Below are 21314 nucleotides of genomic sequence, written 5' to 3'. Positions count from 1 at the left end.
TGACGCATCCACCCAAGCGGAAAGCCGTCCGGATCCTTGCCGCGGCCTTTGCCTGCCCACGCTCCACCCCTCTTTCCGTCCATATGTGCGGATCCTCGAAACCCGTTGCCCCAACGTGAATATAAGTATTTATCGCATTGATTTAAATGTCCATTATTCGCATTGTACTGGACAAATATCCAGACAAAAAAGGGGCAGCTGTCGCGGCCCCTCTTCTCGGATTGAATCTCGACACAAGCCGATCTTACTGATCGGCAGGTCCGCCGTCATTCGCCGGGGCCGCCGCACGGACGGTTCCAGTTGTGATGGAAGCCACCGCCGCGAGGTCCGCCCCAGCCACCACGGTCACCCTTGGCCACCATTGGCATCATGACGCGCAGTTCCTCGGCATCGACGACGTCGTCATTGTTGCGGTGCGGTCCAGAAGCGCGAAGCGCTTGCCGCGATAGGCGTCGAACTCTTCCTTGGAAACCTTGCCGTCGCCGTTTGCGTCAAACCGGGCAATCCGATCTGCGGCACGGGCCTGCATGCGCTTCATGAAGACCGCGGTCACTTCTTCCTGGGTAAAACGGTCCCGTCCTTGTTGGTGTCGAAGCGCGCGAAGAAGAGGCTGACACGGCCGGCGAATTCGTCCTTGGAGATCTTGCCGTCCTTGTTGACGTCCATCATCTAGAACATGTTTGCCTTTGGCTCACCAGGACCACCGGCGCCCGGCTGGCCCGGAGGTGTCTTGCCCTGAGCCAGTGCAACACCTGCGAAGGCGGAGGCCGCTACCACAACAGCGGTTTCCGTGAGAACAAAGGCGCGAGTAAGGGTCTTGTTCGATTTCTTTGTCATAGTCTGCGTGGCTCCTCTTGCATCGATGTCCCCGATGCTTAATACGTCCGCAATATGACAAGGCTCGGTTGAACCCCGGATGAACCGGCTCTTCAGAATTACTTTTCTATTGTTTCCCGCAGAATTATTGGGCCAATAATCCTCTCGAAAGTGGCCCGAACAGCGCCTTGCGTTTCCCGCACTTGATCCTCCAACCGCGCGAAATCCGTCAGATGGACGGACCGGGCCAGCAGATCACGCACCCCGGCGGGCGCGGCTTCAGGATCGAATCCCTCCCCCACCGACAGACGGAGAATCTGCGTCAGCGTGTGGTAGAGGCGGATGGCAGGAGCGAGAATGTCCGCATCGCCCGCCGACAGAAGACCAAACTCCGCGGCCCGGCCGAGCGCCTGCTCCGTCATCTGCGTCAGAATTTCGGGGTGCTCGGCCGCATTCGCAAGCTGCAGATATTGCGCGATGAACTCGATATCGATGATCCCGCCGGCCACCGTCTTCAACGACCAGATGTCGCTGGAGCCCTTTTCCGCCTCGATCCGCGCCCGCATGTCGGCCACGTCAAGCCGCAGGTTTTCGAGATCCCGCGGGCGACACAGCACCTCGCGAATGACCTCCTTCACTTTGTCGCGCAACGCCTCATCCCCGGCGATCACGTCGGCGCGGGTCAGCGCCATGTGTTCCCAGGTCCAGGCGCTTTCCGACTGATAGACGGAGAAGGCGGAAAGCCGCGTGGCAAGCGGCCCCGCATTGCCGGAGGGACGCAGGCGAAAATCGACCTCGTAGAGCGTGCCTTCGGCCGTGGGGGCGGAAATGGCGGCAACGAGGCGCTGGGTCAGGCGCATGTAATATTGAGACGGAGAGAGCGGACGCTGACCGTCCGACGACGCGGCATCGTCCGGATAGTCGTAGAGCAGAATCATGTCAAGATCGGAGGTCGGCGTCATCTCGAAGCCGCCGAGCTTGCCCATGGCGAGCACCGCCACCTCGCCGCCCGGCACCCGGCCCGAGGCTTCCGCCAGATGGTCGGCGGCGCGCACCAGAAGCGCGCGCACCAGCACGCGGGCAAGCCTTGTATAGGCACGGCCCGCCTGCCCCGGATTGAGCGTATCGGACAGAAGCCGCACGCCGATCAGGAACATCTGCTCCTGACCGAAGATGCGCGCACGGTCGAGCGCATCCTCATAAGAGCGCACTAGAGCAAGCGTCGTCTCCAGCCGGGCCGCGAAATCGGCCTCGCGCGGCATGTCCTCATAGAAACTCGGATCGAGGATCGCATCGAGCACGCTCGCCCGCCGCGACACGATTTCCGACATACGCGGCGCCTCGCCCATGATCGTGGCGAGCAGCGACAGCAGATGCGGATTGGCGTAAAGCAGCGAGAACAGCGGCACTCCTGCGGGTAGCTTGGACAGGAACCGGTCAAAGGAGGAAAGCGCAGCATCCGCGCCCGTCGTGCAACCGAAAGCATCGATGAGGGCGGGATGGAGTTCCGTCAGCCGTTCGCGCGCCTTGGCGGAGCGGGTCGCCGGATAGCGCCCGAAGTGCCATGACTTGACGATCCGGATCGCATCGAGAGGCCGCTTGAAGCCGATGCGCGACAGGGTTTCCAACGTGTCGGGGTCGTCGTCGTCGCCGGTGAAGACGAGATTGCCGAGTTCGGAGGCAAGCTCCGATTCCGCTTCGAACAGATCCGCATAGTGCTTCTGAACCACATGCAGCCGGATCCGAAGCGCGTCGCCAAAAGGCTCCGGGCTCGAGAACCCCATCAGGGCCGCGATGCGCATCAAGCCTTCGTCGATCTCCGGCAGGGTCTGGGTCTGCTCGTCATTGACCATCTGGATGCGATGTTCGACGGCGCGCAGGAAGCGGTAGGCATCGTCGAGTTCGGCGCGCGCCTCGTCATCCACCCACCCTTCGGCGCACAGCCGCTTGAGCATTTCCAGCGTGCGCCGGTTGCGAAGCCGCGGGTTGCGCCCGCCCGCGATCAACTGCTGAGTCTGGACGAAGAACTCGATCTCGCGAATGCCGCCGCGCCCGAGCTTGACGTTGTGACCGGAGACCGCGATCGCCGCATGGCCCTTGTGGGCGTTGATCTGGCGCTTGATGGAATGCACGTCGGCGATGGCCGCGAAATCGAGGTGCTTGCGCCAGATGAAGGGCGCAATATCGTGCAGAAAGATGCGACCGGCCTCCTTGTCCCCGGCGCAGGGGCGCGCCTTGATCAGGGCTGCACGCTCCCAGTTCTGGCCCATGCTTTCATAGTAGATCAGGGCCGCAGGAACGCTCATGGCGAGCGGTGTTGCGCCGGGATCGGGGCGCAGCCGGAGATCGGTGCGGAAGACATAGCCGTTGGCGGTGCGCTCCTGCATGATCTTCACCAACCGCTTGGTGAGGCGGACGAATTCAACCGGCGCCTCGACGCCCTCTGCCAAGGGGGCGACGTGCGGATCGTAGAGCACGATCAGGTCGATATCGGAGGAGTAGTTGAGCTCCTCTGCCCCGTGCTTGCCCATGGCCAGCACGATCCAGCCGCTGTCCTTTGCCGGATCTTCCGGGTCGACAGGCTTGAACTTGCCGCGCTCGCTCAGTTCGGTGAGGAGAAATCGGATCGTGGCGTCGAGTGCGGCATCGGCCAGTGCGCTCAACGATGCGGTGACCGGCTCCAACGGCCAAGCGCCGGAAAGATCAGCCAGAGCGACGGCCAACGCGGCTTCCGCCTTGGCGCATCTCAGATCATGTTCCAGCGCGGCCTGACTGTCCGGCCTCAACGTCCGCACGCACTCCAAAAGGGCGAGAACGAAATCCGCCGGATCGCTTTCCAGAATGCGCGCGAGCCTCGAAGGTTCTGCCATGGCGAGATCGCGCAAGTAAGGCGCATTGGCGAAAACACCGGAGAGGAACGGTTTGAGGGCGTCGTCTTCATCGAGCAGCGCCTGAAGGCGCTCGGCCTCTTCCCCGGCGCGCTCGATCAGATCGTTGATGACCTCGCCGTTGGGGCCGCCTTCATGGATTTGCGGCACGATATCGATGCGGGCTGCCAGCGATCCGTTGCCAAGCACGGCATGAATCGCAGATTCCACCCGTTCCTCCTCAACGCACGCAGCCCGGTTCATGCGTTCCTCGCCAACCCGTGTTTTCGTTGGCCTCTGCTTTGCCAGTTTCGAGGGCGGTTGTCATCCCTAACGAAAGGAAGAGGAGAACGGGCAGGCCCCCCATGACCGGAGACACGGCCGATCCCCCGGAATGGTCCAACACGCTTGAACAAACACGCGGCGTAGGTTTTCCTCCTCCACCAGAAAGCTCCCAAGGGCCCAGCCTTGAGACCCCGGCATTTCCAACAAATGAGTTCTTCCGTCATGTTCCGCGCAGTTCATTTGAGATCGCTATTTCTCGGCTTTTTCGTCCTCACCAGTATCGCCGCCCTCGCCCATGCCTATGAGATCTGGGAGGGACTGGAGAGCGGCGATCTCGTTTTCATCGAGACAACGGGACCTCTGGCCACCTTCCTGAAAAAGGCAACGGGCAGCCGACTGACACATGTCGGCATCATGCGGGACACAAGCGGCGGTGCATACATCCTCGACGCCACGCCGCGGGAGGGCGTCTTCGAATCCCCGATCGACGCGTTCATTGAACGCGGGGTCGGGCACCGGTATGCGGTCTATCGTTTCAACGGTATCAAGCACCCGCACCACACCAACCATCCCGCCATCACGACGGCGTTCGACCATCACTATCTGAAGCCCTACGATCCCTATTTCCGGTTGGAGAAATCCGCGTTCTACGATGCCGAACTCATCTGGACAGCCTATGCGGAAGGCGGAGCCAGGATCGGCAAACTTCTGCAATTGGGGGAGCTTGGAGGTGAGACGCCGGAAGGCCGGGTCGTGTTCCTGCGCGACTGGCAGCACAATCCGCTGTGCAAGACCGTCGCGCCTGATGCCGAGGCTTGCTGGTCCCGGATCCGGAACCAGCAGATCATCACGCCTTCAAGCATTGCAGCCGACCCGCGGATGAGGCGCGTTTATTCCACATTCGACGAGGGGCACTGAGATGCTTCGTCATCGTCACCGTGGAGGCGTGGAACGAGGCGGGTGTTTTTGCATGGCCCATCCTTCGAGATGCCGTCTTGCGACGGCTCCTCAAGGTGACGTTATCGTGTTGTTTTTTTGAAGAAATGAACAGTATAAACGACGTCATCCTGAGGAAGCCCGGCAGGACCGTCTCGAAGGATGGGGCACACAAAGACACCGGGAACGTCCGGTCTCCTCACCCCACCTTCGGCAGTATCAGCCGGACAGCGAGGCCGGGGGCATTGTTGGCCAGTTCCAGCTTGCCGCGATGAAGGCGGGCAACCGCGTGGACGAGTGACAGCCCCAACCCCGAGCCCGGAGCCGTACGGCTTTCCTCAAGGCGCACGAAACGGCGCAGCACCCGGTCATGATCGGCTTCCGGAATGCCCGACCCGTTGTCGGCGACCGTCAACACCACCTCCTTGCCCTCACAGGCGACCGAGAGGGCGATGTGCAGATCGCTCTTCTCGTTTTCGCCGTCTTCCTCCCCTTCGGCCTTGGGCGGGAAACCGTATTTCAGAGCGTTGTCGACGAGATTGGAAAGCGCCTGGGTAATCAGCTCGCGCGAACCTTCGACCGGGGCGGTTTCGCAGATCTCAGAGGTGAAGGTCACGCCCTCGTCCTCGGCCACCGGCTCGTAGAATTCGGCAACCTCGGCCGCGATCTCGCAGGCATCGATCCGTTCCAGCCCACCGTCGGGCGAGCCCGCCTCCACGCGCGCGATCTTCAAGAGCGCGTTGAATATGCGGATGAGCTGGTCGGATTCATCGATGGTCGCTTCCAGCGCCTCGCGGTAGCCCTCCTCGGACGGTTCCTCACGAAGGGCCGCCTCAACCCGGTTCCTAAGCCGGGTCAGCGGGGTTTTTAGGTCGTGGGCGATGTTGTCGGAAACGTCCTTCAGCCCCTGCATCAGGAGCTCGATGCGCTCCAGCATGGCGTTGACGTTTTCCGCCAGCCGGTCGATTTCGTCGCCCGATCCGGTGACATGCAGACGGCGGGAGAGATCACCCTCCATGATCAGCCGCCCTGTCTCTGAGACCGCATCGATGCGCTTCATCACGCGGCGGCCGACGAAGAGCCAGCTCAGGATCGCCAGAACGCCGACCACGGCGATGGTGATGCGCGACGCGCTCTGGATCACCTCGCGAAAACGCTTGCCCTCGCTGATGTCGCGGCCGATCAGGATGTGAAAACCGCCGGGCAGCACGAAGACGCGCACCGCCGCTTCCTGGGGTTGGGCGTCGGCGCCATTGCGCAGATAGCGCACGATCTGGATGGGGATCTCCGGATCGCGCGGCATGGTTCCTTTCAGCTTCGCGACATTGCCCGCGATCACGTCACCGGAATAGTCGGTGACCATGTAGAGGCTCGCGCCGGGTTGGCGCGAACGGCGCTCGACGACGTCGATCAGACGGCGGATGCCGCCCTGGCTGTACTGCTCGCCGAGCCCCTTGACCTCCGCCTCGATGGTCTCGTTGAGCTGCTCGTTCATCATCCGCTGGGTGTTGTGGCCGATATAGACGACCAGGAACACCGCGAAGACGGCAAAGGCCGCCAGATAGACGACCGAGAGCTTGAAGGCGGTCGTGCGGACGAGCTTACCGAGCGTCGTCGCGGATCGTGTACCCCGCGCCGCGGATGGTGTGGAGGAGAGGTCGTTCGAAGCCTTTGTCGATCTTCGCGCGAAGCCGCGAAATATGGACATCAATGACATTGGTCTGCGGATCGAAGTGGTAGTCCCAGACATTCTCCAGGAGCATGGTGCGGGTGACGACCTGGCCCGCATGTTTCATCAGATATTCCAGAAGCCGGAATTCGCGCGGCTGGAGAACAATGGGCTGGCCTGCGCGGGAGGCGAAATGGGTGAGCCGGTCGAGTTCCAGATCGCCGACCTTGAAGGTCGTGTCCGCATCCGCGGGCCGCTTGCGCCGCCCCAGTGCTTCCACCCGCGCCAGAAGCTCGGAGAAGGAATAGGGCTTAGGCAGATAGTCGTCGCCGCCCGCCCTCAGGCCCTCCACTCGATCATCGACCTGGCCGAGCGCGGACAGGATGAGGATGGGCATGGAATTCCCTTCCGCCTTCAATCCTTCGATGACGGACAGCCCGTCGCGTTTCGGCAGCAGCCGGTCGACGACGAGCACGTCATAGTCGGTCGTCGAGGCCATGGCGAAGCCCGTCTCGCCGTCACCGGCGTGATCGGCCACATGACCCGCTTCCTTCAGTGCCTTGATCAGATAAGCGGCCGCTTCCTGATCGTCTTCGATGATGAGAATCCGCATGACGGGCATCTTATATCAAGCGACGCGAGAGGTGTGTTTCGTGTTGGGAGGGGAGCGCGGAAGCTGGGGTCCATCCTTCGAGACGGGCCACATCTCCACTCTCCACCGTGAAAAACAGACGGCGGCGAACCGAAGTTCGCCGCCGCTGATTGGTCGGAAGAGATGTCGGGGGCGACATGAAATTCATCCCTCCGACCGAATTCTTCTCGAGACGACCTCAGCTGTCCTTCTTCAGCGACAGCGCCACGAAGCGCATATCGTCGTTGTGCTGGACGCGGAGCAGGAGAGCCTTGCGACCATCCTTGCGCGCCGCTTCGGCCTGCTTGGCGACATCCTGGGGCGTTTCGACCTTGGCGCCACCCGCTTCCAGAATGATGTCGCCGGACTGAAGGCCCTTGTCAGCGGCCGGACCATCGGGATCGACCGAGCCGATCACGACGCCGTCGCTGTCGAGCTCTGCGTCACGGGCATTGGCGAGTTCGAGGCCGAGAGCACCGACAGTGCCCTGCGTATCGCCGCTGTCGGCGGAAGCCACCTGCTGCTTTTCAGGCATCTTGCCGAGTTCGACGGTGACCGTCTTTTCCTCGCCGTCACGCCAGATCTTGATGTCGACCTTAGCACCGGGCTCATAGCCCGCGATCACCTTGGCGAGTTCGCGCGGTCCCTTCACCGGCTTGCCGTCAACCGACAGGATGGCATCGCCGGTCTTGATACCGGCTTCGGCCGCGGGGCTGGTTTCGGTCGGGTTGGCGACCAGAGCGCCTTCCGCCTTCTTCAGACCCAGGCTGTCGGCGATATCCTGCGAGACGGGCTGGATCTGGACGCCGAGCCAACCGCGCACCACGTGGCCGTCATTCTTCAGCTCGCTGATGACCTGCTTGGCGGTCTCCGCCGGAATGGCGAAGGCGATACCGACATTGCCACCGGAGGGCGAATAGATCGCGGCGTTGATGCCGATGACCTCACCCTTGGTGTTGAAGGCCGGACCGCCGGAGTTACCGCGGTTGATCGGCGCATCGATCTGGATGAAGTCGTCATAGGGGCCTGCACCGATGTCACGGCCGCGTGCCGATACGATGCCTACGGTCACCGAGCCGCCGAGACCGAAGGGGTTGCCGACGGCCACGACCCATTCGCCGACCATCGGCGTATCGTTGGCGAAGTCGACATAGGTGAACTTGTGGTCCTTGCCATCGACTTTCAGCAGCGCCAGGTCGGTGCGCTCGTCGGCGCCGATGAGCTTGGCACCGTATTCGGTTCCGTCGTTCATCTTCACCGTGAACTTGTCGCCGCCTTCGACGACATGCTGGTTGGTGACGATGTAGCCGTCATCGGAGATGAAGAAGCCCGACCCTTGCGCCATGCCGTAGCGGTGATGCTTGGGGGCCTTCTTGTCCTGATTGCCGTGCTGCTCGTTCCAGAAGCGCTTGAAGGGATGGTTGGGCGGCAGGTTGCGGAAGAAATCCGGGACATCCCCGCCGAAACCAAAGCTCCAGCCCTGCATGTTGTCGGCGACGGGCTTGACCTCGGAACGCACGATCACGGAGACCACAGCGGGCTGAACCGCCTTGACGACGCCGGTGAAGTCGGTGGGGCCTGAATCCTCGACATGGACGGGATCGGCAAGAGCGAACTGACCGGGGATCATCGTCTGCGCCGTGAAGCCGCCGACCAGCGCCAGCGCCAACGCGCCAGCCATCAACTTGGAGCGGCGCATGCGCAGGATGCCGGAGGGGGACTTTTTATCGTTTTCACAAGTCATCGTTGGCTTGCTCCGATATTGAAATTCTGGAAGCTGGAGCGAGGAGGGGGTCGTTCGCTCCATGCTTGACCGTCAATATGGGGCAGGCCGGATTACAGACGCCTTTCGGGCGGATTAAACATTGGTAATGTCGGAAAACTGACAAGTGAGCGTCTCGGAGAACGCCTTGCCAGCAAAGAGCTGGACGCTTTTCTTCCAGTCGCCTGCCCCTCTTGCGATTGTCATCCCCGCGAAGGCGGAGATCCAGCAACCACAGGATTCAGCTTCGGAAACAGGAACGCAACACCTTTGGAATGCTGGATTCCCGCCTGCGCGGGAATGGCACCTTTTCGGGGAAGCCCTGCGCAAGGCAACAACTGACACGTCTTTTTCTTGCCGGGACTTGTTGCTGTGCATTGTCGCCGAAGAACCGCTCATCACGGGGTGAGGCTCACCCCTCCCCCATGATCCGCTTCAGCTCCGCCTTTTCCTTATCATTGAGCGGCACGGCGCCCGGAGCTTCAGCGGCTGTCTGCTTGCGGCGGCGGTAGTTGACGAATATGATCACCGCTCCCAGCACCAGCGCACCAGCCGGGCCAAACCACAGGAGCAGCGTCTTCAGTTCCAGGCGCGGCTTCAAAAGGACGAATTCGCCGTAGCGCGAGACCAGATAGTTGCGCACCTCATCGTCCGTATCGCCCTTTTCCAGCCGTTCGCGCACCAGCAGACGCAGGTCGCGGGCGAGATCGGCGTTAGATTCGGCGATCGACTCGTTCTGGCACACCATGCAGCGCAGACCCTCGGAAATATCGCGCGCGCGCGCCTCAAGCTTGGGGTTCTTCAGGATCTCGTCCGGCTCCACCGCTTGAGCCGTGGTGACACCGAGACCGACAAGGCCGCCTGCCCCGACGCCAAACAACGAAACAGCGAGCACGAGGCAAAGACGGCGCATCTGACAGGTCCCAATCATCGTCGCAATACCTTCACTAGAATAATCCTATTCAGCCGGAGCCGCCGCTGCGACATGATGTGCACGGCGCGGCGCGCCGACGCGCAACCGGCGATCGCTCAAGGACAGCAGACCGCCGAGCACCATGACCACGGCGCCCAGCCAGATCAGCGTCACCAGTGGCTTGTAATAGGCGCGCACCACGATGGCTCCGCCCTCCTTGGGATCGCCCAGCGAGACATAGACCTGACTGAACCAGAAGGTCTCGATGGCGGATTCCGTCGTCGGCATCTGACGGGCCATGTAGAAGCGCTTGGCGGGCTTCATGTCGGCGACCACCGCTCCGCCCTTGCGTAGGGTAAAGTGGCCGATATCCTCGCGATAGTTGGAGCTGGAGCTGGGGCTCAGACCGTCGAAGGTCAGCTCATAGCCGCCGATCGCCTTGGTCTCGCCAGGCGCCATGACGGTGATCACTTCCTGCTGCCAGGCGGAAACGGCGACGATGCCGAGCATGGTCGCGCCCATTCCGAAATGGGCCACCATCGTGCCCCAGGAGGAGCGCGGTAGACCGACAGCGCGGCGGAACGACTGGCCGAGCGGCACCCGCCTCAGCTTGGAGCGCCAGACGATTTCCGAAACCGCCCCGGTCATCACCCACACGGCGATGCCGATGCCGATCCGCACCATGACGTTGGTCGCCCCCTTCACCCAGACGACCGCCAGCGCGATCACGATGGCGAGCGCAAACGCCATCATCAGCCGTTGTGCAACCGCCAACAAGTCACCGCGCTTCCAGGCCAGGAACGGCCCGAACGGCATGGCGATGAGCAGCGGGATCATCAGCGGCCCGAAGGTCATGTTGAAGAAGGGTGCACCGACGGAAATCTTGTCGCCCGTGGTGACGTCAAGCGCCAGCGGATAGAGCGTTCCCACCAGCACCGCCGCACAGGCTGCGGTCAGGAACAGGTTGTTGAGGATCAACGATCCTTCCCGGCTGATCGGCGCAAACAGTCCTCCCTGCTTGAGAAGTGGCGCGCGCCAGGCATAGAGCGACAGCGACCCGCCGATGAAGATGGCGAGGATCGCCAGGATGAACACGCCGCGAGAGGGGTCGGTGGCGAACGCGTGGACGGAGATCAGCACGCCGGAACGCACGAGGAAGGTGCCGAGCAGCGACAGCGAGAAGGTGAGGATGGCGAGCAACACCGTCCAGACCTTCAACGCATCGCGCTTTTCCATCACCAGCGCGGAGTGCAGCAAGGCGGTGCCCGCCAGCCACGGCATGAAGGAGGCGTTCTCGACCGGATCCCAGAACCAGTAGCCGCCCCAGCCGAGTTCGTAATAGGCCCAGTAGGACCCCATGGCGATGCCGAGCGTCAGGAAGATCCAGGCGATCAGGATCCAGGGCCGAACCCATCGCGCCCAGGCAGCATCGATACGTCCGTCAAGCAGAGCGGCGGCGGCGAAGGAGAAGGTGATGGAGAAGCCGACATAGCCGAGGTAGAGCAGCGGCGGGTGAATGGCGAGCCCCACGTCCTGCAGAATCGGGTTGAGGTCCTGCCCCTCCATCGGCGGATTGGGAATGCGGATGAAGGGATTAGAGGTGAACAGGATGAAGGCGAGGAAGGCAACCGAAATCCAGCCCTGAACGCCCAGCACGTTGGCCTTCAGCGTTTCCGGCATGGTGCGCCCGAAGGCGGCGACCAGCGCGCCGAACAGCGACAGGATCAACACCCACAGGAGCATGGAACCCTCGTGGTTGCCCCAGACGCCGGAGATCCGATAGATCAGCGGCTTGTCGGAATGGGAGTTCTGACAGACGTTGAGAACGGAGAAGTCGGACTGGATGTAGGCCATCGTCAGCGCGGCGAAGGCGAGGCCCACCATCAGGAACTGAACACCTGCGACAGGCGCGGCCACCGACATCAGCCGCTCGTCGCGCGTATGCGCCCCCCAGATCGGCACCACCGATTGCACCAACACCAGGACAAGCCCCAGAACGAGCGCGAAATGGCCAAGCTCGACGATCATCAGTTCCCTCTCCCCGGGCTCCGGCCCGCTCATTCTGTTTTGCGGCTACCCGCTGCTTTTGCATTCCCGCCGCGCCCCTCGTCGCTGGGGCGCGATTGCCGAGGTCTCTAGTTTTCGATTCTCGGGTGGCCCACCCTCAGCCCGGTCTCAAGCTCCACATCCGGAGCCTGTCAATTCGTCAGTTTCACTGCCGCGTCCTGCGGCTCGGCCCGGGACGCCTTGTCGGGCGCGGGCGCGCCCTTCGCCTTCGGATTGTCGGCGCCCATCTGCCATTCGCCGCGCTCCTTCAGCGCCTCGACGACTTCCTTGGGTATGTAATTCTCGTCGTGCTTGGCGAGCACGGTGTCGGCGTGGAAAATGCCGTCATCGCCCACCTTGCCCTCGGCCACAACGCCCTGCCCTTCGCGGAAGAGATCGGGCAGGGTGCCGGTATAAATGGCCGTGAGGTCGCCGCCGCCGTCGGTCACGACGAAGCGCACCGTCTCGCCATACTTCACGATCGAGCCGTCCTTCACTAGCCCGCCCAGACGGATGCGCTGGCCGTGCGGCACGTTGTGCTCGGCAACGTCGCTCGGCGACTGGAAGAAGACGATTTCATCATTCAGCGCATAGAGGATCAACCCGCCCGCAACGGCCAGAACCGCGCCTGCTCCACCAATCATCGACAAACGCCGTTGCTTGCGGGTCATCGCCATTATCTTCGTCCTCGTTTTCCCGGCCGACTTCCAGCCCAACACTCACATACAGATAGGGCCGCGCCTGCTCCGCGAGAAGGTCGACCTTTGCTCTCGCGGCCGCGCGTCAAAGCCCCAGATGCTTCACCAGCGCATCGATGGTCTCCAGACCGTCCGGATCGTCCTTCAGATCCGCACGTGCCCGCTTCACGGCTTCATCCGCCAGTTCATGCTCGCCCAGCACCACATAGGCTCGCACCAGCCGGATCCATTCATCCACGGTGCCGCCCTGCTCCTTCAGCCGCTCGTCGAGCTGGCTGACTATGCCGTGGATCATGGCCTGACGATCTTCGTCGGACATCTCGCCTGCGGCTTCCACATCGCCCACGGTCGGTCCTTTCAGGTCCTCGCCGGACGCGGATTGCTGCGCCTGAGGCGCGGGAGCGCTCGCCATGGGCCCGGCGGGCGCGCTGCCGCCCAAAGTGGCGGGGTCGACGCCCAGACCGCGCAATTCGGCCTGCGCCATCGGCACCCAGACCTCGTTGCCGTCGGCGTCCTTCAAGAGCGACTCCCAGGCGGCGATGGCCTGCTCGTTCTTGCCTTGCTGACCGAACCCCAGCGCGAGATAGAAGCGCGGCTTGACCATTTTCGGCGCCAGTGCGGCGGCCCGTTCGAACGCCTTGCGGGCGTCCTCGGTCACGATCCCGTCATGGGCGGCGACGATGGCCTCACCCTGATTGGCGTGGCGCGGCGCGTTCTCGCCCACGAGCCTGATCGCATTGGCATAGGCCTTGGCCGCATCGGCCGCCCGGCCCATGCGCATATAAGCCGGCGCGATCACGTCCCAGCCGCGCCCGTCGTCGGGCTTTTCGGCAAGGCGCTTCTCGACCTTGGCAACGAGATCGCTGAACTGATGGAAACCGTCATCGGTGGACATGACGCGGGCGGTCAGCGGTTCGTCCGGCATGGAGGGGGAGCCCAGCGTCAGATAGAGCGACACCGCGACCACCGGCACGCCGACGACCGCGATCGCCACCGCGACCAGAGACCTGCGGCCGCCCTTGTCGGCGGGAGCGGCCTCTTCCTTGGTCCGTGCGGCCTTGAGCAGACGGCGCGCGATCTCGGTTCGGGCCGCTTCCACGTCCTTCGGCTCGATATCGCCGCGCTCCAGGTCACGCTCGATTTCGGAGAGTTGATCCTTGTAGATGGCGACATCAGGCTTGCTGTCCTCGCCCGGCTCGCCTTCAGACCACTTGTCGGGTCTGCGCGCCAGAGGAACGAGGATCGCCAGCGCGGCAGCAACGGTCAGGACGGCGAACAGAAACCAGATCATCATGGTGCGCGCAAATACCTAAGATTGGCCGGGTCGGGCGGGACAACTGGATGAAAGGCGGTCAGAATCCGGAACGCTGTCCGAACCCCCCAATCACCTTAGAACGGCTCTACACTATCCGTCGTCCTACCGCGTGGCGACAATGTGTCGCCCGTAACGTAACTTCGGCGGATATGCGTATTTCTTATGCGTCAGGCACGCCGTTTCAACAAGGCATCATTTGGGGAGAACATGTCGGGCGGGATCAGGATCCGTCTCATTTATGGGGACACGCCCTAGCTTGCCAGCGGTCGCTTATCGACGTCGATTACCGCGGCACGGCGCTTTTTGAGGATCTCGACATAATCGTCGCCGAAGACGATTTCGGCATAGGAGATCGCGCGCTCCAGCGTCAGCTTGAGGGCCTCGCGACGCGGGCCGACGCTAGACCTCAGTTCATCGACCAACTTCTTGCTGGCGTGTCCAGCACCTGCTCGATGGCTCGGCGGGCGCGGTTAACCGTCTCGGAGACGGCGAGCAGATCCGGGCTCTTGCAAGCGAGATAGAGGATTCGCAGCGAGCGATAGGCGGTCGCCGCGACCACCTCGTTGAGCTGCACCTTGCCCGCCTCGTCGGCGTCCGGCACCTGCAGGGCGTCGTGAATCGGGCGGTGAGCTTCGAAAATCTGCCCGGCGAGGACTTCCGACATGTCGCGATTGATGTTCAGCATCTTGCGGCGCCATTCGGCGACCTCGCGCAGATCGATGCCGGTGCGAAGTTCGCGGAGCTGATCGTGGTAGCGTGACACGGCGACCACGACGGCTTCGCTGTGCCATTCGATGCCGTGGACGGGATCCTTCGAGCCAGCATCCGCCACCGCTTCCTGCGCCATCAGCACGTAACGGCGCAATTAGCTCAGCGCCATCTCGACCATAGGCGCGAAGAAGTCGGAATGAATCGCGGAAGGCTGGGTCAGTCCCGTCACACTTCCCGCGATGCGCACCGGCAGGGCCGGATCGTCGCAACGCCACAGCAGGATGGCGGAAAGCCATCTCACGAAACTGGGATGAGTCTTGAGGGCATCGATCACCTGCGTGCGCATCTTGGATGCTTCGCGGGTGGCGAAGGAGCGGCGGGTGATCACGGGGGGGAAGATGGGCGGTGAACCCTTCAAGAACAGCGTCGGCCTTCAGGATGCCGTGAATATCGATGAGCTCTTCCAGCAGATCCTCACCGCCGACGCGATAGGCGACACGCTGATGCGCGACGCCGGGGCCGTTCGCCTCAACCAGCACGTCGCCGATTGCCGCGATCATCACCTTGCGCAGCCGGTCCGCTGTGCGCCCGACGACCTCGACGTCATAACCCTTCTCGGCCAGCAGATCCTGCGCTTCGGCGATACTGTCCGGCATCACGTCGCGCAAAACCCAGGTCCATATCGCATCAAGCCAGCAACGGCGGATACGGCCTGCCAGCTTCTGCGGCAGTTGTTCGGTGATGAGATAGGGTTCCAGCGGCAGGAAAATGGCGCGCTTCAACAGGTTCTGACGGTGAGCGCGCGGCTGGTCGTCGGCGACGCGCTTGCGCAGAAGCGGGCGTGCGGCCTCTAGGAGCGTACCTTCAACGTCATGAGGCTCTGATCGACCATGTGTTCCTGTCCGAAGCGGAGCCGCCGCGCGTTGCAAATGGCGCTACGGCCTGATTCCTCCTCACCGGGCGGCAGGTAAAACGGAAAGCACCGCTCGGGCCCATCGTCACCAGAGTGGCCGACAACTTTTAACTAAAGCTTTCGCTAACCGTAAAAATGAAACGATCGGAAAGGCCGGATTGCGCAATTTTGACGTTTCGGCATGTTTTGCCATGCGTAACGCAAACAAAAAGGGAGCGGCCGTTCGGGCCGCTCCCTCTTCATCGTTCATCATGTTACCGGCGATCACGTAGCCAGCAGGCCGATGATCCGGCCCCGCCCGCCTCGGTCAGTTGACCGGACGCCACGTGCCGTCGGGTTGACGGCAAGCCGTGCCGCGTGCGACTTCCGACTTTCCGTCGATATAGATCGTGTGGGTGTAATCCCGGCAATCGGCGTTGTTGATGATGTAGCCCGGCCCCGGGACCACCTCGCCATAGTGACCGCTATCGGGATTGCGCCATTCAACCGGCTGGCCCGAACGGGAGTATTCCAGCGCCCGGTACTGGGCGTTGTAAACCTCCTGACGATCGCGCTCGTCGAGCGAACGACCGATCTCCTGGCCGATCAGCGCTCCGATGACGGCACCTGCCGCCGTCGCCGCCGCCTGGCCGGAGCCGGCGCCGAACTGACTGCCGATAACACCGCCGGCAACGGTGCCCGCCACCGTGCCAATTCCTTCCTTCGGGCCTGTATTGGTGCAAGCAACCAGGCCAAACCCGGCCAGGAGCACCACCGCAACCTTCAAAATCCGCATCATTTTCCCCATCCAGTGCCGCATCGCGTGGCGAAAGCCCGCCCGGAACATCCCGCCTTTCAGGCTGTTCACCCTGAGGCGGATCACTCCGTTCCGCAGAGCCGAAACATCCCGGACACGTTCAAAAGAACTCGAACGCGGGAATTCCGGTGGCCGGCTCGCCTCTTTTCCGTGGTAACGCCACCACCGTTAACGAAACGAAAGCCGCAGCGCAAACGCGCGCGAAGTCCCATAGCTTTGTGGCTAAAGTGGGCCGCTTACCGCGCGATACAAGATACGTCCCTTCCCGGTTTTCGACTGGATGGAGGGCCTCGCTCTCGCCAACCCCCTCTCCCCTGTCTTGACCAGATACTCCCCTTGCAGGGACGAGAAGCGAAATGTCACTCTATAAACTTGAGTCTTTTATGTAAGATATATTGCAAGCTTGGCCGTCGCCCTGCGGACGGCCCCCTCCCCTTTTCTGGAAGAGTCAATTCGATCGGTGACTTGCGACGACAAACCCACCACCGAATCCGCGTTCGACCATCGCCGGCGCATGAGTTCGGGCTCGCCGAAAGCGGCATCCGCCGCCGCCGTGCACGCGCATCATGCTCCCCCGCCGCGCGAGGTATTGCGGCTGAATGATCTTTTCACCACGCCCAGCGACGATCCGCTGGCCAATGCCTTCGCCCGCAAGACCGCCGTTCACCCGGCCATGAACGCCGCCCCGATCTCAGGCGACGACATGGTACGGACCTGGCAGACATTGGCGAATACGCCACAGTGCGGAAAATCCGTCGCCTACCTGCACATTCCCTTTTGCGAGAATCATTGCCTGTTTTGCGGCTTCTACCAGAAACCCTGGAGAAGTGGGCGCAGCCGCACCTATGCCGATGCGCTGATCGCGGAGATTCAGGCGGGCAAGGACAGTCCCGCTCAAAACGAGGGCCCCATCCACGCGGTCCATTTCGGCGGAGGCACGCCGACCGCGCTGGAGGGAGAGGATCTCGCCCGCATCGTCCAAGCGGTGCGCAAATATCTCCCGCTGGCCCCCGATTGCGAGATCACGCTAGAAGGCCGCATCTACAGTTTCGGGATCGAGAAGGCCAAGGCCTGTTTCGAGGCGGGCTTCAACCGGCTGTCGCTGGGCGTCCAGATCTTCGATACCGCACTCAGACGCAGGAAGGCTAAGAGCACGACGTTGCCATCGCAGCCGATCTGGGGTTGGACGGCTTCGATCTCTACGCGCTCAACCTGCTGCCCAACAGTCCGCTGGCGCGCTCCATCGCCAAGGGCAATCTTTCCCCCTGCCCGCAGCAAAGCGAAATGGGGCATTTCTACCGCCTCGGCCATGAGGTTCTGGCCGATCACGGCTGGCAGAGCATTTCGACGAGCCATTGGCGCCGCACCACGCGGGAGTGCAATCTCTACAACCTGCTGGTCAAGTCTGGCGCCAACTGCCTTGCGTTCGGCGCGGGCGGGTTTCTGGGCGACGTCTCATTCCGGCTTGCAAGCGATCTAGACGTCTATTTCGAAGCGGTGAAAGAGGGGCGCAAGCCGCTCGGCTTCATGATGCGCTCTCTCCAGGGCTACGACTTCCTGAAAGAGCTGAAATCGCAAATGGAGGTCGGCCTGCTCGACGTGGCCCGGCTTGAGCGGGTGCTTGCCGACCACAGGATCGACGCCCCGCGCCATGTCCGCCCGCTCATCAACCAGTGGCAGACCTGCGGACTTCTGGAACTGACGAACGGCTGGGCACAGCTGACAACGACCGGGCGCGTCTGGCAGACGACCATGACGCAGAACCTGCTGCAATGGATCCGGCAAAACGTTCGTCCCGCCGCCTAACGGCTTTCCCCTCAATCGACACCATCAAAAAGGGCTTTCCCGCATGACCGACCTGACGTCGCCGAAACACGCCGAGATCTCCAGACGACTGGATGAGGAACCGGGAGCGGTTCTTGAATATGTGGCCAAGGAAATGGGCGTCTCTCCGGCCGATGTCATCCGCTGTCTTCCGGCCGATCAGGCGACCTCCGTTGCAGGTGATCTGCTCGAAACCGTGACGAACAACGTCGCCGAGTGGGGCGAAATCACCTTCATCGTCAACACCGAGGACGTGATTTTCGAGGCCAAAGGCTCGCTTCCGCACGGCAGCAAGGCACGCGGCTTCTTCAACCTTCACGGCGACCCGATCGGCGGTCATCTGAAGGACGAGAACTGCGGCATGATCGCCTTCGTCTCGCGCCCTCTGTTCACCACGCAAACGAAATGCCTGCAGTTCTTCAACAAGTCCAGCAACTGCATGTTCAAGATCTATCTGGGAAGGGATGAGGAACGGCAGATGCACGCCAGTCAGGTCACGGCATTCGATGCCCTGCGCGACCGGCTCGCCGCCGGGGTTGCGAAGGAGTGATCGGTTCGGTGGGGTGTGATTGAGGCCTCATCGCACGCGCCCTTTCCCGAGGCCCCACCATCGTCATCCCCCGGCGAAGTCCGGGGGATCCATCACGCTCCGCATATGACGTAACCCACTGGATTGCCCGGACTTCGCCGGGCAATGACAGAGGAGAGTGTGGATTTCGAAGCATGTTGGAGATTGAAGTAAACAGTCACCTGTTTCGGCGGCGTGGCCCATCCTTAGAGACGGCCCTTACGGCCCTCTTCAGGATGACGTTATCGTGGTGTTGGTTTTTAAGGCTCGTGCAACATACACAACGTCATCCTGAGGAGCCCGCGTCAGCGGGCGTCTCGAAGGATCGCCAACACGACGAACGAGCGCGCGCCCGGCGCTCACAAATCGTCCGTGGCAGCGGGCAATTCCAGACGGGCGCCCAGTCCTCCGAGTTCGGATTCCTCCGGCACGAACCGTCCGCCTTAGAGCCCGGCGAGTTCCGCCACGATGGACAGGCCGAGCCCGGCGCCCGACACCATTTCGTCGAGGCGCCGGCCCCGCTCGACCGCAATCTTGCGTTCCGCCTCGCTCAATCCGGGGCCGTCATCGGCGACGACAAGAGACAGGATCGATCGTTCCGTCTTCTCTCCCTCGTGCCGTCGCACGGTGAGGCTGACGGTCGACGTCGCCCATTTGCAGGCATTATCAATCAGGTTGCCGAGCATCTCCTCCAAATCCTGCTGCTCGCCGCGAAAGCGCAATCCGGCGGGGGCGTCCAGCACCAGATCGAGCTCGCGCTCGCCATGGATCTTTCCCATGACGCGCATCAAGCGCGCGGTAGCCGGCGTGATTTCGGTGGTGACGCCGACCATCCGGCGCTGCGCGGCCATGCTGGCGCGTTCCAGGTGGTGCTCGATCTGCATGCGCATGATCGCGGCCTGTTCGGAAACCTTGTCGGCAGCGGTCCGTGGGCGGCGCGAGCCTCGTTGGTAATGACGGAGAGCGGCGTCTTGAGCCCGCGCGCCAGATTGCCGACATGGCCGCGTGCGCGCTCCACCGTTTCCTTGTTCGAGGCGATCAACGCGTTGAGTTCGAGGGCCAAAGGCGCCAGTTCGCTGGGCAGGTTCTCGTCGATTTTCTCCGCATCGCCCCGGCGAACGGCCGCAAAAGAGGCCCGCAGTCGCTTCAGCGGCCGGGTGCCGATCCACACCTGCAAAAGCACCGCGCCGATAAGCCCGATACCGAAGACGGAAAAGGTCAACGCGACCTGACCGGCAAATGTCGAAATCTGTTCCATCAGGCCCGACATCTCGCCCGCAACCGCGATGATATAGCGCTTGCCCGGACCGAAGCCGACGGCCCGCTAGCTGACGCGCACCTTCTCGCCACCCGGGCCAGTGGCGTATCCACGCCAGACGCCGCTTGATGAGGAGATCTCGGGCAGGGTCAGACCGTCGTCTCCCAGGAGCGAGGCGGAGGCATACAATATGCGCCCGCTTTCCGCATCGCGGACCGTCCAGTACCAACCCGAAAACGGCAGACGAAAACGCGGCTCGCCGGTAAGTTCCAGGGATGAAGGAACAGTGTCGGCATCCGCACCGGCGTCGGCCGTCGCCGCGCTGTTCGCTGCCCCGTTACTGGTAGCGCCGTTGCTCGTCCCTTGAGCTTCCTGCTCGCCGTTCTCTTCATAATCGAGACTGGCCAGCGCGCCGATGACCGTGGTCACGTAGACATCGATACGCTCATCGAAGAATCGCTCGCTCGCGCCGGAATAGAGGTGAACCAGCACCCCGCCCGCAATCAGCAGCGACACGACCGACCAGACCATCGCGGTCGCGATCATGCGCAGGGTCAGAGACTTGTGACGTCTCACCTGGCAACGCTTTCGCCTTGGGAGTTACCTTCGTCGCCCTCACCGCCGTCGGGCGGATTGAGCCGATAGCCGAGACCGCGCACCGTCTGGATGAGATCGGTGTCGAGCTTCTTGCGCAAACGCCCGATGAAGACCTCGATCGTGTTGGAGTCGCGATCGAAATCCTGATCGTAGATGTGTTCGGTCAGCTCCGTGCGCGAAACCACGCGGCCCATGTGGTGCATCAGGTAGGAGAGCAGGCGGTATTCGTGCGAGGTGAGCTTGACCGCCGATCCGTTGCTAGTCACGCGGCTGGTGCGCGTATCGAGACGGATGTCGCCGCACACGAGTTCGTTGCTGGCATGTCCGGTCGCGCGGCGAAGAATCGCCAACAGTCGCGCCAGCACCTGCTCGATATGAAACGGCTTGGCGACGTAGTCGTCCGCGCCCGCATCGATACCGGCGACCTTGTCGGACCAGCGGTCGCGCGCGGTGAGCAGCAGCACCGGCATGGTGCTGCCCGTTAGACACCGCCACATCTCCAGCACGGTGATGCCGTCCATTTTCGGCAGGCCGATATCCAGCACCACCGCGTCATACGGCTCGGTATCGCCAAGGAGCTCGGTATCGCCAACGAAATGGCCTTCTCTTCGCCATCCACAGCCGTATCGACCGCGTATCCGGCTTCCTGCAAGGTATCCGAAAGCTGGCGATTGAGATCGGGATCGTCTTCGACGACGAGCAGTCGCAC

Annotated in this window: 24 protein-coding genes and 1 pseudogene; 5 read left to right on the top strand and 20 right to left on the bottom strand. The window is 62.5% G+C overall.

The features are described from left to right. Positions 1 to 367 precede the first annotated feature (367 nt). The 3 genes from QNJ43_RS14815 to QNJ43_RS14805 all read right to left on the bottom strand — a co-directional run bounded on the left by QNJ43_RS14815 (position 368) and on the right by QNJ43_RS14805 (position 3914). Positions 368 to 553: an EF-hand domain-containing protein gene (locus QNJ43_RS14815; protein WP_300471219.1), complete on the bottom strand. Its 186-nt coding sequence runs from the start codon at positions 551 to 553 to the stop codon at positions 368 to 370. Further along, a complete protein-coding gene (locus QNJ43_RS14810; protein WP_300471216.1) occupies positions 550 to 669 on the bottom strand; it encodes a hypothetical protein in 120 nt (39 codons plus the stop codon). Before QNJ43_RS14810 ends, QNJ43_RS14815 begins: the two co-directional genes overlap by 4 nt. A gap of 266 nt (positions 670 to 935) precedes the next feature. Further along, complete coding sequence (locus QNJ43_RS14805; RefSeq protein ID WP_300471214.1) at positions 936 to 3914, bottom strand: bifunctional [glutamine synthetase] adenylyltransferase/[glutamine synthetase]-adenylyl-L-tyrosine phosphorylase; 2979 nt, start codon at positions 3912 to 3914, stop codon at positions 936 to 938. Positions 3915 to 4175: 261 nt separating this feature from the next. Here QNJ43_RS14805 and QNJ43_RS14800 point away from each other — a divergent pair, with 261 nt between their 5' ends. Beyond that, positions 4176 to 4886 carry a YiiX/YebB-like N1pC/P60 family cysteine hydrolase gene (locus QNJ43_RS14800; RefSeq protein ID WP_300471211.1) on the top strand — a complete coding sequence of 237 codons (711 nt, stop codon included), beginning with the start codon at positions 4176 to 4178 and terminating at the stop codon, positions 4884 to 4886. Between the two features lie 217 nt (positions 4887 to 5103). On the opposite strand, the gene QNJ43_RS14795 is transcribed toward QNJ43_RS14800, so the two are convergent. The 3 genes from QNJ43_RS14795 to QNJ43_RS14785 all read right to left on the bottom strand — a co-directional run bounded on the left by QNJ43_RS14795 (position 5104) and on the right by QNJ43_RS14785 (position 8903). Beyond that, the gene (locus tag QNJ43_RS14795) at positions 5104 to 6621 is read right to left on the bottom strand and encodes a HAMP domain-containing sensor histidine kinase (RefSeq protein WP_300471209.1); all 1518 of its coding nucleotides are present in this window, start codon (positions 6619 to 6621) and stop codon (positions 5104 to 5106) included. Beyond that, entirely contained in the window at positions 6506 to 7186 is a 681-nt protein-coding gene (locus tag QNJ43_RS14790) for a response regulator transcription factor (RefSeq protein ID WP_300471207.1), read from the bottom strand. The genes QNJ43_RS14795 and QNJ43_RS14790 overlap by 116 nt, the downstream gene beginning before the upstream one ends. Before the next feature lie 217 nt (positions 7187 to 7403). Then, complete coding sequence (locus tag QNJ43_RS14785; RefSeq protein WP_300471204.1) at positions 7404 to 8903, bottom strand: Do family serine endopeptidase; 1500 nt, start codon at positions 8901 to 8903, stop codon at positions 7404 to 7406. A gap of 190 nt (positions 8904 to 9093) precedes the next feature. On the opposite strand from QNJ43_RS14785, the gene QNJ43_RS14780 reads away from it, so the two are divergent. Next, positions 9094 to 9375: a hypothetical protein gene (locus QNJ43_RS14780; RefSeq protein ID WP_300471202.1), complete on the top strand. Its 282-nt coding sequence runs from the start codon at positions 9094 to 9096 to the stop codon at positions 9373 to 9375. A 3-nt stretch (positions 9376 to 9378) separates the two neighbouring features. On the opposite strand, the gene QNJ43_RS14775 is transcribed toward QNJ43_RS14780, so the two are convergent. From QNJ43_RS14775 to QNJ43_RS14745, 7 genes are all read right to left on the bottom strand, one after another. Further along, positions 9379 to 9897 (bottom strand): cytochrome c-type biogenesis protein CcmH, encoded by a 519-nt coding sequence (locus tag QNJ43_RS14775; protein WP_300471200.1) that lies wholly within the window; start codon positions 9895 to 9897, stop codon positions 9379 to 9381. Between the two features lie 27 nt (positions 9898 to 9924). Then, on the bottom strand, positions 9925 to 11907 hold the full coding sequence (locus QNJ43_RS14770) for a heme lyase CcmF/NrfE family subunit (RefSeq protein WP_300471198.1): 1983 nt from the start codon (positions 11905 to 11907) through the stop codon (positions 9925 to 9927). A 170-nt stretch (positions 11908 to 12077) separates the two neighbouring features. Then, positions 12078 to 12596 (bottom strand): cytochrome c maturation protein CcmE, encoded by a 519-nt coding sequence (gene ccmE, locus QNJ43_RS14765; RefSeq protein ID WP_300471196.1) that lies wholly within the window; start codon positions 12594 to 12596, stop codon positions 12078 to 12080. 112 nt (positions 12597 to 12708) lie between these two features. Further along, positions 12709 to 13917 (bottom strand): c-type cytochrome biogenesis protein CcmI, encoded by a 1209-nt coding sequence (gene ccmI, locus QNJ43_RS14760; RefSeq protein ID WP_300471194.1) that lies wholly within the window; start codon positions 13915 to 13917, stop codon positions 12709 to 12711. Between the two features lie 272 nt (positions 13918 to 14189). After that, positions 14190 to 14360, bottom strand: coding sequence for a hypothetical protein (locus QNJ43_RS14755; protein ID WP_300471192.1), 171 nt, complete (start codon positions 14358 to 14360; stop codon positions 14190 to 14192). Then, positions 14345 to 14803: a hypothetical protein gene (locus QNJ43_RS14750; RefSeq protein WP_300471190.1), complete on the bottom strand. Its 459-nt coding sequence runs from the start codon at positions 14801 to 14803 to the stop codon at positions 14345 to 14347. The genes QNJ43_RS14755 and QNJ43_RS14750 overlap by 16 nt, the downstream gene beginning before the upstream one ends. Further along, positions 14804 to 15037: a hypothetical protein gene (locus QNJ43_RS14745; protein ID WP_300471188.1), complete on the bottom strand. Its 234-nt coding sequence runs from the start codon at positions 15035 to 15037 to the stop codon at positions 14804 to 14806. It lies immediately after the preceding gene. Here QNJ43_RS14745 and QNJ43_RS14740 point away from each other — a divergent pair. Further along, positions 15030 to 15503, top strand: a complete 474-nt coding sequence (locus tag QNJ43_RS14740) for a hypothetical protein (protein ID WP_300471185.1) — start codon at positions 15030 to 15032, stop codon at positions 15501 to 15503. The genes QNJ43_RS14745 and QNJ43_RS14740 overlap by 8 nt on opposite strands. A gap of 366 nt (positions 15504 to 15869) precedes the next feature. Here the strand turns inward: QNJ43_RS14740 and QNJ43_RS14735 are convergent, their stop codons facing one another. The 3 genes from QNJ43_RS14735 to QNJ43_RS14725 form a co-directional block, all read right to left on the bottom strand. Further along, positions 15870 to 16424 carry an RT0821/Lpp0805 family surface protein gene (locus tag QNJ43_RS14735; RefSeq protein WP_300471183.1) on the bottom strand — a complete coding sequence of 185 codons (555 nt, stop codon included), beginning with the start codon at positions 16422 to 16424 and terminating at the stop codon, positions 15870 to 15872. Positions 16425 to 16806: 382 nt separating this feature from the next. Then, entirely contained in the window at positions 16807 to 17025 is a 219-nt protein-coding gene (locus QNJ43_RS14730; RefSeq protein ID WP_300471181.1) for a hypothetical protein, read from the bottom strand. Between the two features lie 24 nt (positions 17026 to 17049). Next, positions 17050 to 17340 carry a hypothetical protein gene (locus tag QNJ43_RS14725; protein ID WP_300471178.1) on the bottom strand — a complete coding sequence of 97 codons (291 nt, stop codon included), beginning with the start codon at positions 17338 to 17340 and terminating at the stop codon, positions 17050 to 17052. 200 nt (positions 17341 to 17540) lie between these two features. Between QNJ43_RS14725 and QNJ43_RS14720 the strand changes: the two genes are divergently transcribed. Both QNJ43_RS14720 and hutX read left to right on the top strand, forming a co-directional pair. After that, positions 17541 to 18164: a hypothetical protein gene (locus QNJ43_RS14720; RefSeq protein ID WP_300471176.1), complete on the top strand. Its 624-nt coding sequence runs from the start codon at positions 17541 to 17543 to the stop codon at positions 18162 to 18164. Between the two features lie 43 nt (positions 18165 to 18207). Continuing rightward, the gene (gene hutX / locus QNJ43_RS14715) at positions 18208 to 18732 is read left to right on the top strand and encodes a heme utilization cystosolic carrier protein HutX (protein WP_300471175.1); all 525 of its coding nucleotides are present in this window, start codon (positions 18208 to 18210) and stop codon (positions 18730 to 18732) included. A gap of 461 nt (positions 18733 to 19193) precedes the next feature. On the opposite strand, the gene QNJ43_RS14710 is transcribed toward hutX, so the two are convergent. The 4 genes and pseudogenes from QNJ43_RS14710 to QNJ43_RS14695 form a co-directional block, all read right to left on the bottom strand. Beyond that, a complete protein-coding gene (locus QNJ43_RS14710; protein ID WP_300471172.1) occupies positions 19194 to 19538 on the bottom strand; it encodes an ATP-binding protein in 345 nt (114 codons plus the stop codon). Beyond that, positions 19538 to 20020 (bottom strand): HAMP domain-containing protein, encoded by a 483-nt coding sequence (locus tag QNJ43_RS14705; protein WP_300471169.1) that lies wholly within the window; start codon positions 20018 to 20020, stop codon positions 19538 to 19540. The genes QNJ43_RS14710 and QNJ43_RS14705 overlap by 1 nt, the downstream gene beginning before the upstream one ends. Positions 20021 to 20074: 54 nt before the next feature. Then, a complete protein-coding gene (locus QNJ43_RS14700) occupies positions 20075 to 20584 on the bottom strand; it encodes a hypothetical protein (RefSeq protein ID WP_300471168.1) in 510 nt (169 codons plus the stop codon). Then, a pseudogene (locus QNJ43_RS14695) lies at positions 20581 to 21314 on the bottom strand (response regulator transcription factor). Before QNJ43_RS14695 ends, QNJ43_RS14700 begins: the two are co-directional and overlap by 4 nt.

The organism is Breoghania sp. (assembly GCF_030066895.1).
Taxonomy (GTDB): Bacteria; Pseudomonadota; Alphaproteobacteria; order Rhizobiales; family Stappiaceae; genus Breoghania.
This window is presented reverse-complemented; position numbering and strand designations above follow the sequence as displayed.

What these genes read in the sequence shown, in the direction of transcription:
- QNJ43_RS14810 (WP_300471216.1), bottom strand. Translation starts at nt 669, where the DNA reads ATGATGGACGTCAACAAGGACGGCAAGATCTCCAAGGACGAATTCGCC.
- QNJ43_RS14800 (WP_300471211.1), top strand. Translation starts at nt 4,176, where the DNA reads ATGAGTTCTTCCGTCATGTTCCGCGCAGTTCATTTGAGATCGCTATTT.
- QNJ43_RS14795 (WP_300471209.1), bottom strand. Translation starts at nt 6,621, where the DNA reads ATGTCATTGATGTCCATATTTCGCGGCTTCGCGCGAAGATCGACAAAG.
- QNJ43_RS14790 (WP_300471207.1), bottom strand. Translation starts at nt 7,186, where the DNA reads ATGCGGATTCTCATCATCGAAGACGATCAGGAAGCGGCCGCTTATCTG.
- QNJ43_RS14785 (WP_300471204.1), bottom strand. Translation starts at nt 8,903, where the DNA reads ATGCGCCGCTCCAAGTTGATGGCTGGCGCGTTGGCGCTGGCGCTGGTC.
- QNJ43_RS14775 (WP_300471200.1), bottom strand. Translation starts at nt 9,897, where the DNA reads ATGATTGGGACCTGTCAGATGCGCCGTCTTTGCCTCGTGCTCGCTGTT.
- QNJ43_RS14770 (WP_300471198.1), bottom strand. Translation starts at nt 11,907, where the DNA reads ATGATCGTCGAGCTTGGCCATTTCGCGCTCGTTCTGGGGCTTGTCCTG.
- ccmE (WP_300471196.1), bottom strand. Translation starts at nt 12,596, where the DNA reads ATGACCCGCAAGCAACGGCGTTTGTCGATGATTGGTGGAGCAGGCGCG.
- ccmI (WP_300471194.1), bottom strand. Translation starts at nt 13,917, where the DNA reads ATGATGATCTGGTTTCTGTTCGCCGTCCTGACCGTTGCTGCCGCGCTG.
- hutX (WP_300471175.1), top strand. Translation starts at nt 18,208, where the DNA reads ATGACCGACCTGACGTCGCCGAAACACGCCGAGATCTCCAGACGACTG.
- QNJ43_RS14710 (WP_300471172.1), bottom strand. Translation starts at nt 19,538, where the DNA reads ATGCGCGTCATGGGAAAGATCCATGGCGAGCGCGAGCTCGATCTGGTG.
- QNJ43_RS14705 (WP_300471169.1), bottom strand. Translation starts at nt 20,020, where the DNA reads ATGTCGGGCCTGATGGAACAGATTTCGACATTTGCCGGTCAGGTCGCG.